General features: G+C 70.6%; 18 protein-coding genes. 6 read left to right on the forward strand and 12 right to left on the reverse strand.

What is annotated here, in order from left to right; all coding sequences use genetic code 11:
* Nucleotides 1-373: 373 nt before the first annotated feature.
* Complete coding sequence (locus ACIRO3_RS21595; RefSeq protein ID WP_361786949.1) at nt 374-1,015, reverse strand: DNA-3-methyladenine glycosylase; 642 nt, start codon at nt 1,013-1,015, stop codon at nt 374-376.
* Nucleotides 1,016-1,125: 110 nt separating this feature from the next.
* On the opposite strand from ACIRO3_RS21595, the gene ACIRO3_RS21600 reads away from it, so the two are divergent.
* From ACIRO3_RS21600 to ACIRO3_RS21610, 3 genes are all read left to right on the forward strand, one after another.
* Entirely contained in the window at nt 1,126-1,908 is a 783-nt protein-coding gene (locus tag ACIRO3_RS21600) for a sporulation protein (RefSeq protein ID WP_361786952.1), read from the forward strand.
* Between the two features lie 40 nt (nt 1,909-1,948).
* Nucleotides 1,949-2,482: a YbhB/YbcL family Raf kinase inhibitor-like protein gene (locus ACIRO3_RS21605; protein ID WP_404139107.1), complete on the forward strand. Its 534-nt coding sequence runs from the start codon at nt 1,949-1,951 to the stop codon at nt 2,480-2,482.
* Nucleotides 2,483-2,631: 149 nt separating this feature from the next.
* Entirely contained in the window at nt 2,632-3,135 is a 504-nt protein-coding gene (locus ACIRO3_RS21610) for an HNH endonuclease (RefSeq protein WP_351763136.1), read from the forward strand.
* Nucleotides 3,136-3,185: 50 nt separating this feature from the next.
* On the opposite strand, the gene ACIRO3_RS21615 is transcribed toward ACIRO3_RS21610, so the two are convergent.
* The 4 genes from ACIRO3_RS21615 to ACIRO3_RS21630 form a co-directional block, all read right to left on the reverse strand.
* Nucleotides 3,186-3,956, reverse strand: coding sequence for a sulfite exporter TauE/SafE family protein (locus tag ACIRO3_RS21615; protein WP_361786958.1), 771 nt, complete (start codon nt 3,954-3,956; stop codon nt 3,186-3,188).
* Nucleotides 3,957-4,047: 91 nt separating this feature from the next.
* On the reverse strand, nt 4,048-5,025 hold the full coding sequence (locus ACIRO3_RS21620; RefSeq protein WP_361786961.1) for an SPFH domain-containing protein: 978 nt from the start codon (nt 5,023-5,025) through the stop codon (nt 4,048-4,050).
* 107 nt (nt 5,026-5,132) lie between these two features.
* Entirely contained in the window at nt 5,133-5,558 is a 426-nt protein-coding gene (locus ACIRO3_RS21625) for an NfeD family protein (RefSeq protein WP_365999774.1), read from the reverse strand.
* Between the two features lie 131 nt (nt 5,559-5,689).
* Nucleotides 5,690-6,484: an ABC transporter ATP-binding protein gene (locus ACIRO3_RS21630; RefSeq protein ID WP_053678662.1), complete on the reverse strand. Its 795-nt coding sequence runs from the start codon at nt 6,482-6,484 to the stop codon at nt 5,690-5,692.
* Nucleotides 6,485-6,619: 135 nt separating this feature from the next.
* Here ACIRO3_RS21630 and ACIRO3_RS21635 point away from each other — a divergent pair, with 135 nt between their 5' ends.
* Nucleotides 6,620-7,402, forward strand: a complete 783-nt coding sequence (locus ACIRO3_RS21635) for a hypothetical protein (RefSeq protein ID WP_404139112.1) — start codon at nt 6,620-6,622, stop codon at nt 7,400-7,402.
* 104 nt (nt 7,403-7,506) lie between these two features.
* Here the strand turns inward: ACIRO3_RS21635 and ACIRO3_RS21640 are convergent, their stop codons facing one another.
* The 3 genes from ACIRO3_RS21640 to ACIRO3_RS21650 form a co-directional block, all read right to left on the reverse strand.
* Nucleotides 7,507-7,752: a chaplin gene (locus ACIRO3_RS21640; RefSeq protein WP_366150540.1), complete on the reverse strand. Its 246-nt coding sequence runs from the start codon at nt 7,750-7,752 to the stop codon at nt 7,507-7,509.
* Between the two features lie 118 nt (nt 7,753-7,870).
* On the reverse strand, nt 7,871-8,524 hold the full coding sequence (locus ACIRO3_RS21645; RefSeq protein ID WP_365999773.1) for a response regulator transcription factor: 654 nt from the start codon (nt 8,522-8,524) through the stop codon (nt 7,871-7,873).
* Entirely contained in the window at nt 8,517-9,674 is a 1,158-nt protein-coding gene (locus ACIRO3_RS21650; protein ID WP_404139115.1) for a GAF domain-containing sensor histidine kinase, read from the reverse strand. The genes ACIRO3_RS21645 and ACIRO3_RS21650 overlap by 8 nt, the downstream gene beginning before the upstream one ends.
* A gap of 471 nt (nt 9,675-10,145) precedes the next feature.
* Between ACIRO3_RS21650 and ACIRO3_RS21655 the strand changes: the two genes are divergently transcribed.
* Nucleotides 10,146-10,862, forward strand: a complete 717-nt coding sequence (locus tag ACIRO3_RS21655) for a transglycosylase SLT domain-containing protein (RefSeq protein WP_404139118.1) — start codon at nt 10,146-10,148, stop codon at nt 10,860-10,862.
* Nucleotides 10,863-10,957: 95 nt separating this feature from the next.
* On the opposite strand, the gene ACIRO3_RS21660 is transcribed toward ACIRO3_RS21655, so the two are convergent.
* Nucleotides 10,958-13,489, reverse strand: a complete 2,532-nt coding sequence (locus ACIRO3_RS21660; RefSeq protein WP_404139121.1) for an FHA domain-containing protein — start codon at nt 13,487-13,489, stop codon at nt 10,958-10,960.
* A 474-nt stretch (nt 13,490-13,963) separates the two neighbouring features.
* Here ACIRO3_RS21660 and serB point away from each other — a divergent pair, with 474 nt between their 5' ends.
* On the forward strand, nt 13,964-15,163 hold the full coding sequence (serB, locus tag ACIRO3_RS21665) for a phosphoserine phosphatase SerB (RefSeq protein WP_365999770.1): 1,200 nt from the start codon (nt 13,964-13,966) through the stop codon (nt 15,161-15,163).
* Between the two features lie 149 nt (nt 15,164-15,312).
* Here the strand turns inward: serB and ACIRO3_RS21670 are convergent, their stop codons facing one another.
* The 3 genes from ACIRO3_RS21670 to ACIRO3_RS21680 form a co-directional block, all read right to left on the reverse strand.
* Complete coding sequence (locus ACIRO3_RS21670) at nt 15,313-15,831, reverse strand: SixA phosphatase family protein (RefSeq protein ID WP_404139124.1); 519 nt, start codon at nt 15,829-15,831, stop codon at nt 15,313-15,315.
* Between the two features lie 87 nt (nt 15,832-15,918).
* A complete protein-coding gene (locus tag ACIRO3_RS21675) occupies nt 15,919-16,155 on the reverse strand; it encodes a hypothetical protein (RefSeq protein ID WP_404139127.1) in 237 nt (78 codons plus the stop codon).
* A 155-nt stretch (nt 16,156-16,310) separates the two neighbouring features.
* Nucleotides 16,311-16,433 carry an SGM_5486 family transporter-associated protein gene (locus ACIRO3_RS21680; protein WP_266951040.1) on the reverse strand — a complete coding sequence of 41 codons (123 nt, stop codon included), beginning with the start codon at nt 16,431-16,433 and terminating at the stop codon, nt 16,311-16,313.

A 16,433-nucleotide genomic window follows, 5' to 3' on the forward strand; every position in this document is an offset into this window, starting at 1 on the left:
TTTGGCGTTGATTTTTGGCACGCTGTTGAGTTCTCAAGGAACGGACGCTTCCTTCGTTCCTGTTTCCAGGCCCTCCGGGCGCTTCCTTCGTTTCCAACTCTACCAGATCATTTCCGCGCCCTGCTTCTCGAAAGTCGCAGTCGGTTTGGATTTGAATTCGGTGGCCGTTGGGGGCCTGTGCCTTTCGGCGCTCCACCACGTTAGCGCTTTTCCCTTGGGGCTCATAATCGGGCCGTCGGATTCGAATTCGGGCATGCCGAAATCGTCCCCGCCAGGGGTAGTCGTAGTGAGTGGTTTGGCCGCTCTGGGGGTCTGCGAAGGCAGTACCCCGTTCAAGCGGCTCGGGCTACGTTAGGCGTCGCCGAGGGGCGAGTCAAGTTGAACGCCGGCGGGGGACGTGGGCGCGGTACGGGCTGACCGTCGGGTCGTGGGTGACCCAGAAACGGTAGGGGTGGGTGGCGCCGGCGCCACCGACTCCCGTACGGGGCCCGGTGCTCACCAGGTCCGATGTGATCGGGGTGCCCGCGAGCACGGACAAGGCAGAATCGGGGCCGTCGCAGAGGTCGGTGCCGTCCAGGGAGCGGTCCACGTCCAGGGCGGTGGCCAGGCGAGCCGGGCCTTTGGCCAGTTCTCCGTCCCTCCTGGCGGTAAGGCGACGTTTACGGGCGAGCTCGGCGCCCACCGTCACCTCGCCCGCTCGCAGCAGGACCCCGCTCGCGTGGCCCGGCGGGCCGCACACCAGGTTGAGGCTGAACCACATTCCGTAGATGAAGTAGACGTACGCGTGTCCGGGCGGCCCGAACATCGACGCGTTGCGGGCCGTGCGCCCGCGGTAGGCGTGCGAGCCGGGGTCGGCCTCGCCCTCGTACGCCTCCACCTCCGTGATGCGTAGTTCCAGCGGACCGTCCGGGGTCCGGCGGACGAGGGTCCTGCCGAGGAGGTCGGGGGCCACGGTGAGTACCGGGCGGTCGAAGAAGGACCGGGCCAGGGGCGTACGGTCGGGGCGCGCGCTCATCCAGTCGAGCGTACTGGAACGCGCGCGACTGCAACCGGGGCCTAAGGTTCCGCGTTTGTAGGGGTAGTCGCCAGAGCTTTTTACACACAGCCGTCAAGGGGAGTCAGAGCATGGGGTTCAGGAAGCTGTTCGCGAGCCTGGGTGCGGGTGGTGCCTCGGTGGACACGATCATCACCGAGCCGAACGTCGTTCCGGGCGGCATCGTCCAGGGTGAGGTCCGGATCCAGGGCGGATCCGTGGAGCAGCAGATCGAGGGTCTGTCCGTCGGTCTCCAGGCGCGGGTGGAGGTGGAGGGCGGCGACCAGGAGTACAAGCAGGACATCGTCTTCACCAAGCAGAGCCTCGGCGGGGCCTTCCAGGTGCAGGCCGGCGCGCTGCACGTGGTGCCGTTCGGGCTGGAGATCCCCGCGGAGACGCCCATCACCCACTTCGGCGGTCAGCAGCTGCACGGGATGAACATCGGGGTCAGCACCGAGCTGGAGATCGCGCGCGCGGTGGACGCGGGTGACCTGGACCCGATCAACGTGCACCCGGTGCCGGCGCAGCAGGCGATCCTGGACGCCTTCCGGCAGCTCGGGTTCTCCTTCCGCTCGGCGGACATGGAGCGCGGGCACATCCGGGGGACGCGCCAGACGCTGCCCTTCTACCAGGAGATCGAGTTCCTGCCTCCGTCGCAGTACCGGGGGCTGAACCAGGTGGAGCTGACCTTCGTCTCGGACGGCCGGGAGATGGACGTCGTCCTGGAGATGGACAAGAAGCCGGGTCTGTTCTCCGAGGGCAGCGACACCTACCGCTGCTTCCAGGTGGGGCTGCAGTCCTACCAGGAGACCGACTGGGCGGCCTACCTGAACCAGTGGATCGCCTCGGTCGGTTCGCAGCGCAACTGGCTCTAGGGTCGGGGACGTACGCGTACGCGATGCAGGAGGTTCAGCAGTGGTCGAGCAGAGCAGGGCGCCCCTCCCCCACGACTTCCACCCGGAGGTGCACGCCTTCTCCGTGGTGAGCGGGGATGTGGAGCCCGGGGCGGATCTGGGTGACGCGCAGGTCCTGACGGGTGGGAACGTCTCGCCGCACCTGCGGTGGGAGGGCTTCCCGGAGGGGACGAAGAGTTTCGCCGTGACGTGCTTCGACCCGGACGCGCCGACGGGCAGCGGGTTCTGGCACTGGGTGCTGTTCGATCTGCCCGCGTCGGTCACCGAGCTGCCGGCCGGTGCGGGCAGCGGGAAGTTCGAGGGGTTGCCGGCCGGGGCCGTGCACGTACGGAACGACTACGGCACTCGGGACTTCGGCGGGGCGCAGCCGCCGGCCGGAGAGCGGCACCGGTACGTGTTCACCGTGTACGCGGTGGATCAGGAGCGGCTCGGGCCCGACGCGGACGCCTCGCCGGCGGTCATCGGCTTCAATCTGCGGTTCCACACCCTGGGTCGCGCGCAGCTGATCGGTGAGTACGAGGCGCCGTCCGGCTGATCGTTGTCCCGTTGTTTGCCCGGTCCTGGTCTAAAGACGTCCAGGACCGGGCATTTTTATTGCGTTGTCCCGCGTGGCGCGCGCGGCCAGAGTGGTTACGGGCTCTGCTGCCGGTGTGGTCGCGGGCCTGCACACGGGAGGTGGGCGAGATGCGGGACACGCTGGTGCTGAACGCGAGCTTCGAGCCGCTGTCGACGGTGACGCTGAACCGGGCCGTGGTCCTGGTCCTCCAGGACAAGGCCGTGGTCGAGCAGTCCCATCCTGAGCTGCGTGTGCGGGCGGCCACCATGGAGCTTCCGATGCCCCGGGTGATCAGGCTGTGCAGGTACGTCCGGGTGCCCTTCCGAAGACATGCTCCCTGGTCACGGAGGGGGGTGTTGGCTCGGGACCAACACCGGTGCGCGTACTGCGGAAGGCGCGCGACGACCGTGGACCACGTCCTGCCGCGGGCTCAGGGCGGCGGGGACACGTGGTTGAACACGGTGGCCTCGTGCGCCGAGGACAACCACCGCAAAGCGGCCCGGACTCCGGAGGAGGCGGGGATGCCGCTCCTGCGGAAGCCCTTCGTGCCGTCGCCGGCGGACGCGATGCTGCTCGCGCTGGGGGCGGGCGGTCGCAGTGCCCTGCCCGAGTGGCTTGAGCGCTCCGCCTAGTCCTTGTCGCCGTCCCGTCCGCGCTGGGCGACGTATCCCGGATACGTCGCTCAGCGGATCAGCAGCTGGACGATCGCCAGGGTGCCGACCACCACGATGATCCCGCGCAGGACGGTCGGCGGGAGGCGGCGGCCGACCTTGGCGCCGATCTGGCCGCCGATGGTGGAGCCGACGGCGATGAGGAGCACGGCGGTCCAGTCGAACTCGGCGACGAAGAGGAAGACGACGGCCGCGATGCCGTTGACGAGCGCGGCGAGGACGTTCTTGACGGCGTTGATCCGTTGCAGGTCCTCTTGGAGCAGCAGGCCCATGAGTCCGAGGTACAGCACTCCCTGGGCGGCGCCGAAGTAGCCTCCGTACGCGCTGGCGAGCAGCATGCCCGAGAGCAGGGCCGGGCCGCCGTCGGGGTGCCCGGTGTCGCCCCCCGCGGCCTCCTGGCGCTTGCGCAGGGCTGCCGCGAGCCGGGGCTGGAGGACGACGAGCACGAGGGCGAGCCCGATCAGGACGGGCACGATCGTGTCGAAGGAGTCGGACGGCAGGGTGAGCAGCAGGACGGCGCCCACGAGGCCGCCGACGAGGGAGACGGCGCCGAGCCGCATGATGCGGGCGCGTTGGCCCTGGAGTTCCTTGCGGTAGCCGATGGCCCCGCTGATGGACCCGGGCACCAGGCCGAGCGTGTTGGACACGTTGGCGGTGACCGGGGACAGGCCGGTGGCGAGCAGCACCGGGAAGGTGATGAGGGTGCCGGAGCCGACGATGGTGTTGATCGTGCCGGCGCCGATGCCGGCGGCGAAGACCGCGAGTGATTCCCAGATGGACATGGACCGCGCCATCCCCTTTGCGTGAGTGGGTCGCCTCCCCGCCATGAAGGTCGAGGGGCCGATCCCGATCATGCAGGAGGGGAAGGGAGCGTCAGTCGATGGGGGGCTGTTCGCGGCGGGTGGGCGGGACGGTGTCGCTCGTGCCGGCGCTTTCCTTGCCGGAGTTCTGCGGGTTGAACCCGGAGCCGCCGCCCATGGGGCCGAAGTTGCCCATGGCGCCGGAGAGGCCCTTGAGGGCGTCGCCGATCTCGCTCGGCACGATCCAGAGCTTGTTGGCGTCGCCTTCGGCGATCTTCGGGAGCATCTGGAGGTACTGGTAGGCGAGGAGCTTCTGGTCGGCGTCGCCGGCGTGGATGGACTCGAAGACCGTGCGGATGGCCTGTGCTTCGCCCTCGGCGCGCAGGGCGGCGGCCTTGGCGTCACCCTCGGCGCGCAGGATCGAGGACTGCTTCTCGCCCTCGGCGCGCAGGATCTCCGACTGTCGGACACCTTCGGCCTGGAGGATCGCGGCGCGCTTGTCGCGGTCGGCGCGCATCTGCTTCTCCATCGAGTCCTGGATGGAGGTCGGCGGCTCGATGGCCTTCAGCTCGACGCGGTTGACGCGGATGCCCCACTTGCCCGTGGCCTCGTCGAGGACCCCGCGCAGGGCGGCGTTGATCTCCTCGCGGGAGGTGAGGGTGCGTTCGAGGTCCATGCCGCCGATGATGTTGCGCAGCGTGGTGACGGTGAGCTGCTCGATGGCCTGGATGTAGCTGGCCACTTCGTACGTCGCGGCGCGGGCGTCGGTCACCTGGTAGTAGATGACGGTGTCGATGTTGACGACCAGGTTGTCCTGGGTGATGACCGGCTGCGGCGGGAAGGGGACGACCTGTTCACGCAGGTCGATCCGGTTGCGGATCGAGTCGATGAACGGGACGACGATGTTCAGGCCCGCGTTGAGGGTGCGGGTGTAGCGGCCGAATCGCTCGACGATGGCAGCGCTGGCCTGCGGGATCACCTGGATCGTCTTGACCAGTGCGATGAAGACCAGAACCACGAGAATGATCAGGACGATGATGATCGGTTGCATGCGGTTCCCCGTGCCCTTCCGGCTGTCTGTGCTGCCCCGTTGATCGCGAGTCTCGCAGACCCCGGGGCCGCGAGTCGGCTGCTTGGCTCACATCAGGTCACATCACGTCACATGACGACCGCGGTTGCCCCGTCGATGTCCACGACGTCCACGGTCTGGCCGGGTTCGTAGCTGCCGTCCGCGTCGAGGGCGCGGGCGGACCAGATCTCGCCGGCGAGCTTGATCCGGCCGCCGGCGCCGTCGACGCGTTCGAGGACGACGGCGGTTCTGCCTTTCAACGCGTCGATACCCGTGCGGTGTTGGGGTCGTTGGTGGCGGTTGGCGAGGGGTCGGACGACGGCGATCAGGGCCACCGAGACGATCACGAAGACCAGTACCTGGGCCACCACTCCCCCGCCGACCGCCGCCGTGACGGCGGCCGCGACGGCGCCGACGGCGAACATGCCGAACTCGGGCATCGCGGTCAGGACGAGGGGGATGCCCAGTCCGACCGCGCCGATCAGCCACCACACCCATGCGTCGATGTCGGTCACATGGTCATGGTAGGTCCGCCGGGCACGGTCGGGACAGGGTGCGGCCGTGCCCGCCGTCCCGGTCCCGCGCCGGCTCCTGCGGTCAAAGCCCCGCACGTGGCGGGGCTTTGACGGTGCTTCGGCGACAGGACCTAGCGCAGGGGCAGGCCGCGGGCGGCCCAGCGGTCGTCCTCGTTGCGCTCGACGATCAGCGGGAGGCCGAAGCAGAGCGAGAGGTTGCGGGAGGTCAGCTCCAGGTCGATGGGACCGGCGGTGACGACCTTGCCCTGGCGGATCATCAGGACGTGGGTGAAGCCGGGGGCGATCTCCTCGACGTGGTGCGTGACCATGATCATGGAGGGTGCGAGCGGGTCGCGGGCGAGCCGGCCGAGACGGCGTACGAGGTCCTCTCGGCCGCCGAGGTCCAGGCCGGCGGCGGGCTCGTCGAGGAGCAGCAGCTCGGGGTCGGTCATCAGGGCGCGGGCGATCAGGGTGCGCTTGCGCTCGCCCTCGGAGAGGGTGCCGAACTTCCGGTCGAGGTAGTCGGTCATGCCGAGGCGGTCGAGGAACGCGCGGGCGCGCTGCTCGTCGATGTCCTCGTACTCCTCCTGCCACGTCGCCGTCATCCCGTAGGCGGCGGTGAGGACGGTCTCCAGGACGGTCTGCCGCTTGGGGAGCTTGTCGGCCATCGCGATACCGGCGACACCGATGCGGGGGCGCAGGTCGAAGACGTTCACCTTGCCGAGGGTGCTGCCGAGGATGGTGGCCTCGCCCTTGGTGGGGAAGAGGTAGCTGGAGGCGACGTTGAGCAGGGTGGTCTTCCCGGCGCCGTTGGGGCCGAGGATCACCCAGCGCTCCCCCTCCTTCACCGACCAGGAGACCTGGTCCACCAGCGCCCGGCCCTCGCGGACCACGGATACGTCCACCAGCTCCAGAACATCGCTCATGAGCGTGTTGTCACCCCTTGCAGTCTTCGGATCGTCAGTGCACCGGTAGGCGCAGCCCCAGGGGAAAACCTACGCCACTCGGCGAGGCCTCCGGGCGTCAGGCCGGTTCCCCGCACCGATCCGTAAAGTGGGGGGATGCTTTTCGAACCACGTTCAGGGCGGTTGGCCGCCTGGGGGAACGCGTTGCTGGCCGGTCTGGTCTCGCCCGACGAGGCCGTGTTGTCGATCGTGGGCGAGGACGCCGCGCACCGGGTGGCGGGCCTGCCGGGGGAATCGGGGCCGGTCGGGCTCACGCTGGCGCTGGGCCGGATGCGGGCGCTGGGGGTTTCCGGGCTGCGGGTCGCGCTGCCCGCGCCGGGCCATCCGTTGGGGCTGAGCGGTCCGCCCGAGTTCAACGCGCGCGCCTTGGACGCGGAGGAGGCCGTCGTCGCCGTCGGCGCGGCCATGGGACTGGTGCCCGAGGTGACCGAGGCCGGGCCGGCCGGGGACGTGCACGTGGAGGTGGTGTGGCACGTGCTCCCGGTGCGGGAGGCCCCGCCGGCGGACGTGCCGTCGCTCGGCGAGGCGGAGCGGGAGCTGGCGGAGGCGTTGCGCGAGGCCACGGTGGTGCTGACCCGGTTGGACGTGGCGGGGTCGGGGCCGGTGGCGGACGCGGCCCTGTCGGCGTACCGGGCGCGGGCGGAGGCCGGGCGGGAGGTGCTGGCGCCGGGGTATCCGCCGCGGGCGGTGCGGGTGCTGTCGTTGGCGCAGCGGGTGGACCTGATGGTGTCGCTGGCCTACGAGAACGGGCACGGGGGCGCGGTGGCCGCCTCGGAGATGGCGGCGCGGGCCGAGGCCTTGCGGCCGGTGGAGCGGGTGGCGCGGCGGGCGCTGGTCGCGGCGTACAACGCGGCCGTGGAGGAGCGGGAGCGGGGCTGACCTCCCGGTCGCGGCCCGGTGGGGGTGGATGTGGCGCGGGGGTGGACGTGGCGCGGCCCCGCTTCCCGGGGAGAGGTGGGGAAGCGGGGCCGGTGGGGAGGGCGTCAGTGGTTGATGCCCGTGTTGCCGAAGGCGCCGTTCAGCAGGCCGATCACGGTGACCGAGTTGCCGACGAGGTTCACGGGGACGTGGACGGGGACCTGGAGCTGGTTCCCCGAGGCCACGCCGGGCGAGTTCAGGGCCTCGCCCTCCGCGGACGCACCGCCGTGCGCCGAGGAGACACCGGCGCCGGCGGCGATCAGGCCGCCCGCGATCATGGTGACGGCTGCGGCCTTCTTCATGTTCTTCACGTTCTCGTCCTCCAGTACGTCTGCCGCGGCCTGCCGCCCCGACACACAAGGAGAACGTTCGTCGCGTGACCGGGATACGCCATGTGGGCTACATACACCCGACCGTATGAATCTCACATCAATGCCGGACGTCCACGATTCCGTGCCTGACCGCCCACAACGCCGCCTGGGTCCGGTCGGACAGGTCCAGTTTCATCAGGATGTTCGAGACGTGGGTCTTGACCGTCTTCTCCGACAGGACCAGCGCCCGGGCGATCTCCCGGTTGGAGCGGCCGTCCGCGATGAGGGAGAGCACCTCGCGTTCCCGGTCGGTCAGCGAGCCGGGGCGGCTCGATCCGGCCGCCTGGCCCTCCTGGGCGAGCAGGGCCCGCGCCACCTCCGGCTGGAGGAGGACGTGGCCCGCGTGGACGGAGCGGATGGCGGCGGCCAGGGCGTCGGGGTCGATGTCCTTGTGGAGGTAGCCGGCCGCGCCCGCGCGCAGGGCGGGGACCACGGTGCGCTGCTCGGTGAAGCTGGTGACGATCAGCACCCGGGCCGGGTTCGCGGCCTCGCGCAGGCGTCGCAGGGCCTCGATGCCGTCGGTGACGGGCATCTTGACGTCCATCAGGATCACGTCGGGCCGCAGTTCCTCGGCGCGGGCGATGCCCTCCTCGCCGTCGGCGGCCTCGCCGACCACCTCGATGTCCTCCTGGACCTCCAGGAAGGTGCGCAGTCCGCGCCGGACCACCTGGTGGTCGTCCACCAGCAGGACGCGGATCCGGGTGTCAGCCACCGGGGACCTCCATCTCGATCGTGGTGCCCCGTGCGGGCTCCGAGTGCACCTCCAGTCGGCCTCCGACACCGCTCGCGCGGTCGCGCATGGAGACGAGGCCGAGGTGGCGGCCCGCCTTGCGGACCGTGGGAGGGGAGAAGCCGCGGCCGTCGTCCCGTACGGACAACAGTGCTCCGGCGCCCCGGCGGAGCAGGGTGACCTCGACGGTGTCGGCGCCGGAGTGGCGCAGGGCGTTGTGGAGGGCCTCCTGGGCGACGCGCAGCACGGCTTCCTCCTGGGTCGCGGGGAGGGCCCGTACGCCTTCGCAGGTGAAGGTGACGTGCGCGGTGTGGGCCCGGTCCAGGACGCGGACGTGGTCGCGCAGGGTCGCGACGAGCCCGTCCTCGTCCAGGGCGGCGGGGCGCAGCTCGGTCACGGCGGCCCGCAGTTCGTCGGCGGCCTCGGCGGCGAGGGCGGCCACCTGCTGGAGTTCGTCCTTGGCCCGGGCGGGGTCGCGGTCGACGAGTGCGGAGGCGGCCTGGGCGGTGAGCCGCAGGGAGAACAGTTTCTGGCTCACGGCGTCGTGCAGTTCGTGGGCGAGGCGGGAGCGCTCCTCGGCGATGGTGAGCTCGCGGCTGCGCTCGTAGAGGCGTGCGTTGGTGAGGGCGATCGCCGCGTGCTGGGCCAGGAGGGAGAGGAGCTCCTCGTCCTCGTCGGTGAAGCCGCGGCCGTCGCCGGGCGCGTCCGAGGGGGCGGCGCCGCGCTTGTTCGCGAGGAAGAGGGCGCCGAGGGTCTCCTCGCCGTCGCGCACGGGCATGCCGAGGAAGTCCGACATCTCGGGGTGGGCGGCGGGCCAGCCGCCGAACCGGGGGTCCTCGCGTACGTCGGCCAGTCGCTCGGGGCCGTCCTGGTGGAGCATCGCGGCGAGGATGCCGTGCTGGCGGGGCAGGGGGCCGATGCGACGCCACTGCTCCTCGTCGATGCCGTCCACGACGAACTGCGCGAAGCCGCCGTGGTCGTCGGGGACGCCCAGTGCGGCGTACTCGGCGCCGAGGAGTCCGCGGGCCGAGACGACGATCGTGCGCAGGACGTCCTGCACCTCCAGCCGGCGGCTCATGGCCAGCAGGGCGGTACTGACGGCGGCCAGCCCGGTGCGGGGTCCCTTGTGCATGGCCTCACCGTACCGGCGGGTCTGACCTGCGGGATCAGGCCTGGGGCGTAGGTCCGGGGGCCTCGGGCATACGGCCGAGGGAGGGGTGGGCGCAGGGTCCCTCTGCCTTGGGGATGACGGCCGGGGCGCCGCTTCTCGTCCTCAGGGTGGATAAACCTCACCGATTGCATTGCTGCTGCAACTCTGGGTGAGAACGTCGCGAGGGCGATGTGAGCCCCGGCATAGGACCCACGTCACTTACGAAGAAGCCTAGTGGACACATAAAGACCCTGTCAGCACTGGTGCGCGTAGAGGCGATGCCCGAATGCGGGCCGCAGCCGGGGATCCTGATCCACTAAGCGGCTTCGTACGTCACACCTTTGCCAGGCGTTTTTGCCACCGCTAAGAATGTCGACGTCGCACAGCGCCGAGGATCTCGGATCCACCCGGCGCTTTCCTGCGGCTCCCGCTATTCGAAGAGGTTGCACACGCATGACCGAGACCAGCACCCCCGGCCACAGTCGTCGTCTGACCAAGGCCCAGAAGCTCTCCTTCGCAGGCATCGCCGGCTTCGGCGCCGCCGCGCTCGTCTTCTCCCTCGTCCCGGCCAACGGCGCCGACACGAGCGAGTCGACGACCATCTCCGCCGCCCCCGTGGCGTGGACGAAGGCCGTGAACGGCGCCCAGACGAAGACCGTGCAGGCGCACCTCGGCACGCAGAAGGCCATCGCCGACCAGAAGGCCATCAACGCGGCCACCCAGGCCGCGCTCGCCAAGAAGGCGAAGGCCAAGGCCGACGCCGACAACAAGGCCAAGGCCGCGGCGCAGGCGAAGGCCCGCGCCGCGAAGACGGCGGCGAGCCGTTCCGCGGCCCGTACCCCCGTCTTCGCGAACAACCTGGACGGCTGGATCAAGGAAGCGCTGCACATCATGAAGCGCGAGGGGATCCCGGGCACCTACGCCGGCATCCACAAGAACGTGATGCGCGAGTCCAGCGGCAACCCGCTGGCGATCAACAACTGGGACATCAACGCCCAGAACGGCATTCCCAGCAAGGGTCTGCTCCAGGTCATCGCCCCGACCTTCAAGGCGTACCACGTCAAGGGCACCAAGTTCGACCAGTACGACCCGGTCGCCAACATCGTCGCCGCCTGCAACTACGCGGCCGACCGCTACGGCTCCATGGACAACGTCAACAGCGCCTACTAGGCCTGCGCCGCACCGCACCCCCATGCGCCTCAGGGCGGCCCCCGGACTTCCGGGTGCCGCCCTGAGGCGTTCGTGCGTACGGCCGTGCGGACCGGTCACTTGCCGGCGCGCATGACCTCCGGCTCGTGGCGGCGCAGCAGGCGCTGGACCAGGAAGCCGCAGGCGATGCCGAGGAGCAGCAGCACGGTGATGTTCAGGCTCCACTGGCCGACCGTGGCGTCCCAGAGCGGGTCGGTGTTGGTCGGGTTGTCGCCGTCCCACGGCGGCATGAGCACGCCGAGGTTCAGCGTGCTGCCCGCGGCGGCGATGGCCCAGCGGGACGGCATCAGCCAGGCGAACTGTTCCAGGCCCGGGGAGTCGTACACCTGGAAGAGGATGCCGGTGAAGACGACCTGGACGATCGCGAACATCACCAGCAGCGGCATGGTCTTCTCGGCGGTCTTGACCAGCGAGGAGATCACCAGGCCGAACATCATCGAGGTGAAGCCGAGCGCGATGACCGACAGGCAGATCTCGACGGCCGGCGGCATGAGCAGGCCCTCGGTGGGCAGGTCGCGCGGGTAGAAGCCGATCCCGCAGATGATCACGCCCTGGATGGCCGTGATGACGCCGAGGACGATCACCTTCGACATGAGGTACGCCGAGCGGGACAGCCCGGTCGCGCGCTCACGCTCGTAGATGACGCGTTCCTTGATCAGCTCACGGACCGAGTTGGCCGCGCCGGAGAAGCACATGCCGACCGCGAGGATCAGCATGATCGTGCCGGCGTCGCCGTTGAAGCGGGAGGGGGCCACGGGGGGCGCGAGGCCGAACTTCGCGGGGATGACCGTGGAGACCACGCCCAGGACCGCGGGCAGGATCAGCATCAGGCCGATGAAGCCCTTGTCGGAGGCGATCACCGAGACGTAGCGGCGGATCAGCGTCCACAGCTGGGAGCCCCAGCCCTGCGGCTTCGGCGGGCGCATCTGCTGCGCGGGCGGCATCGCGACCGACTGGGGGGCGACCGCGTCGATGTCGGCGGCGTACAGCTGGTAGTGCTGCGAGCCCTTCCAGCGGCCGGCCCAGTCGTACTCGCGGTAGTTCTCGAAGGCCGAGAAGACGTCCGCCCACGTGGTGTAGCCGAAGAAGTTCAGCGCCTCGTCCGGCGGGCCGAAGTACGCGACCGAGCCGCCGGGGGCCATGACCAGCAGCTTGTCGCAGATCGCCAGCTCGGCGACCGAGTGGGTGACGACGAGGACCGTGCGGCCGTCGTCGGCGAGGCCGCGCAGCAGCTGCATGACGTCGCGGTCCATGCCCGGGTCGAGGCCGGACGTCGGCTCGTCCAGGAAGATCAGCGACGGCTTGGTGAGCAGCTCCAGGGCCACGGACACGCGCTTGCGCTGGCCGCCCGAGAGCGCGGTGATCTTCTTGTCCTTGTGGATGTCGAGCTTGAGCTCGCGCAGCACCTCGTCGACGCGGGCGGCGCGCTCGGACTCGGCGGTGTCGCCGGGGAAGCGGAGCTTGGCCGCGTACTTGAGGGCGGTGCGGACGCGCAGCTCCTTGTGCAGGATGTCGTCCTGCGGGACCAGGCCGATGCGCTGGCGGAGCTCCGCGAACTGCTTGTACAGGTTGCGGTTGTCGTAGAGGACGTCGCCCTCGTTGGCGGGCCGGTAGCCGGTCAGCGCCTTGAGGAGGGTGGACTTGCCGGAGCCGGACGGGCCGATGACGCCGATCAGCGACTTCTCCGGGACACCGAAGGTGACGTCCTTGAGGATCTGCTTTCCACCGTCGACGGTCACCGTGAGGTGGCGGGCGGAGAAGGAGACCTCGCCGGTGTCGACGAACTCTTCCAGCCGGTCGCCGATGATCCGGAACGTCGAGTGGCCGACGCCCACGATGTCGTTCGGGCCGAGCACCGCCGTGCCGGACTTGGCGAGGGGCTGACCGTTGACGTAGGTGCCGTTGTGACTGCCGAGGTCATGGATCTCGAACCGGCCGCCGGGCATCGAGCGGAACTCGGCGTGGTGGCGGGAGACCTGGAGGTCGGAGACGACCAGCTCGTTCTCCAGCGCGCGACCGATCCGCATGACGTGGCCCAGCGAGAGCTGGTGGAACGTCGTCGGACTGCGGTCGCCGTGGCCGGCGGGCGCGCCCTGCGCGGGGCGCGGGTCGCCCTGCTGCTGCGGGAACTGCGGCTGGGCCTGCTGCCGCGCCGGCGGTTGCTGCTGCCAGGCCTCCTGCTGCGGCTGCTGCCGGACCGGCGCCTCGTAACCGGCCACCTGGCCCTGGTAGGCGGGGGCCTGGTGGGCCGGGGCCTGGTGGGCGACGTGCTGCGGCGCGACGTGCTGCGGCGCGGCGGCGGCGCTCGGGTTCAGCCGCGGTCCGTCGGTGGCGTTGCCGAGGTGGACCGGCGTGCCGGGCACGAGTTCGGCCTGTTGGACCCTGGACCCGTGCACGTACGTGCCGTTGGTGCTGCCGTGGTCCTCGATCCCCCAACCACGGCCGTTCCAACTGATGGTGGCGTGCCGCCACGACACGCGGGCGTCATCGATCACGACGTCTCCCTGGGGGTCGCGCCCCAGCGAGTACGACCTGGACGGATCGAGCGTCCAGGTCCTTCCATTCAATTCCAGTACGAGTTCCGGCACTCCAGCCCCACTTAAGTCCCCCGAGAATCCCCCTGACGTCAGGGAGTCCGACGTCAGGGAGTCTAGGGATGGCGAACATCCGTGGGAACTATTTCAGGCCTGCGCCCACATGTGGAATCGAGGCGGTCGCGGGGTGCCCGCGACGGCTCTTCGACGGGGTCGAAAGGCACCCGGAGAGTGCGATACGGGACTTCTCGCCCCGGGATGCGGCAGCGCGTCCGGGGTCGGGGGGGAGGGGGCGGTCCGGGGAGGGCGGTCCGGGGGGCGGTCCGGGGGGCGGGGTGGGGGGCGGTCCGGGTGGCCTTCACTCGCCCGCCGCCTTCCGGACCGGTGCCTTTCACTCCCGCGCCGCCTCCGGGACCGGTGGCTTTCACTCCCGCACCGCCTCCGGGACCGCCGTACCGGGGTTTCGGACGCCCGCAGGGTGGGACGGGGGTCCTGCTCCCGGGGCGGGGAAGATACGGTGAGCTCACCATGAGCGCATCGCAGACCTCCGACGTCCCCACCCTCCTCGTCAAGATCTTCGGCAAGGACCGTCCCGGGATCACCGCCGGGCTGTTCGACACCCTCGCCGCCTACTCCGTCGACGTCGTCGACATCGAGCAGGTCGTCACCCGTGGCCGCATCGTCCTGTGCGCCCTCGTCACCCAGCCGTCCGGCGCCACCGAGGGCGAGCTGCGGGCCACCGTCCACAGTTGGGCCGAGTCGCTGAAGATGCAGGCGGAGATCCTCTCCGGCACCGGCGACAACCGGCCGCGCGGCAGTGGCCGTTCCCACGTCACGGTGCTCGGCCACCCGCTCACCGCCGAGTCCACGGCGACCATAGCGGCACGGATCACCGCGACCGGCGGCAACATCGACCGCATCTTCCGGCTCGCCAAGTACCCGGTGACGGCGGTGGAGTTCGCGGTGTCCGGTGTCGAGACGGAGCCGCTGCGCACCGCGCTGGCCACGGCCGCCGCCCGGATCGGCGTCGACGTGGCCGTGGTCTCGGCCGGTCTGCACCGTCGGGCCCAGCGCCTGGTGGTCATGGACGTGGACTCGACCCTGATCCAGGACGAGGTCATCGAGCTCTTCGCCGCGCACGCGGGCTGTGAGGCCGAGGTGGCGGCGGTGACCGAGCAGGCCATGCGCGGCGAGCTGGACTTCGAGCAGTCGTTGCACGCGCGCGTCGCGTTGTTGGCGGGGCTGGACGCCTCCGTGGTGGACAAGGTCCGCACGGAGGTGCGGCTGACGTCCGGTGCCCGGACCCTGATCCGCACCCTGAAGCGGCTGGGCTACCAGGTGGGTGTGGTGTCCGGCGGGTTCACCCAGGTCACGGACGACCTCCAGGAGCGGCTCGGACTGGACTTCGCCGCCGCCAACACGCTGGAGATCGTCGACGGGAAGCTGACCGGCCGGGTCGTCGGCGAGATCGTGGACCGGGCGGGCAAGGCCCGGCTGCTGCGCCGCTTCGCCGCGGAGGCCGGCGTGCCGCTGGCCCAGACGGTGGCGATCGGCGACGGGGCCAACGACCTGGACATGCTGAACGCCGCCGGGCTGGGCGTGGCGTTCAACGCCAAGCCGGTGGTCCGCGAGGCCGCGCACACCGCGGTGAACGTGCCGTTCCTGGACGCGGTGCTGTACCTGCTGGGCATCACCCGGGAAGAGGTCGAGGCCGCCGACCTCGCCTAGGTCGTCTCTTCGGATCTTGCCGGGGCCGCGGCGCCCGGCAGTCCTGTCGCCACGCGTACGGCGCAACGGGACCCGGCGCCATCGAGGCGCCGGGTCCCGTTCGCGCGTAAGGGGGGTGGTCCGCCCGGGGCGGCAGGCGACCGCCGGGGTCAGCTGTGGGGGGTCCAGTAGTCCAGCAGCGTGCCGACGCCGTGCTCCAGGGACTTCCAGGGGCCGGTGAAGGAGACCACGGCGAGGGCCGAGGTCGGGAAGGCGCTGCGGTGCATGCGGGAGAGCGCGTCCCCCTGGGCGCTGCCGGAGAGGGCGTCCGCCAGGGCGTGCATGCCCGGGTTGTGGCCGATGACGAGGAGGTCGGCGATGTCGTCGGGGGTCTCGTTCAGCAGGGCGATGAGCTCGCCCGGGGAGGCCTCGTAGAGGCGCTCCTCGTACGTGGTCTTCGGCCGGTGCGGCAGTTCCTGGACGGCCAGCTTCCACGTCTCGCGGGTGCGGGCCGCGGTGGAGCAGAGGGCCAGGTCGAAGGCGATGCCGGTCTGGGCGAGCTTCCGGCCGGCGGCCGGGGCGTCGTGACGACCGCGTTCGGCCAGGGGCCGCTCGTGGTCCGATCCGTCCGACCATTCGGCCTTGGCGTGCCGGAGGAGGACGATCCTGCGGGATGTGTCGGCGCTCATGACTCCCAGCTTCGCATGAAACGAGCCACGGGGCGCAGGGTGTTGAAGGTCCGCGCCCGGGGTGGGGCGGGCTCCGGCGTGCGCGGGTCAGCCGACGGCGCGCAGCAGCTGTTCGGTGACCTGGACCAGCGAGGAGTTCTCGGCCGGGGCGGCGTGGGCCGCGCCGGATCCGGCTCCGGCGAGGAGGAGCACCAGGAGGCCGAAGGCGAGGGCCGGCAGGGCCAGGGCCCACCAGTGCAGGCGGGCGTCGGCTCCGCTGCCGGCGGCGGTGCGGCGGCGGCCGGACGGGACGTCGAGGGACGGGGCGTGCGTGGGGGCCGACATGGCCGCCTCCGGTGGTGTGCGGGTGGGACTGGCTCGCTGCTTCGAATCTATGGATCCGAGGCCGCGGTTCCCATCCGGGGCGCACCCCACTCGTCCCTGAGCCTGGCCCCCTAGGGGTTGGTGGGGTTGTCCCCACCACCTCTCGGGGGCGCGCCTCAGGAGGGGGAGGCGATGGTCGCGATGACGGCGATGACGACGGTCACGAGCAGCATCGCGCCCAGCACGAGGCCGAGCTTCTTGTGGCCGTTCTGTGGGTTCGGTTCGAGTACGGGCGACAT

The sequence above is a fragment of the Streptomyces sp. NPDC102278 genome (assembly GCF_044766345.1).
Taxonomy (GTDB): domain Bacteria; phylum Actinomycetota; class Actinomycetes; order Streptomycetales; family Streptomycetaceae; genus Streptomyces.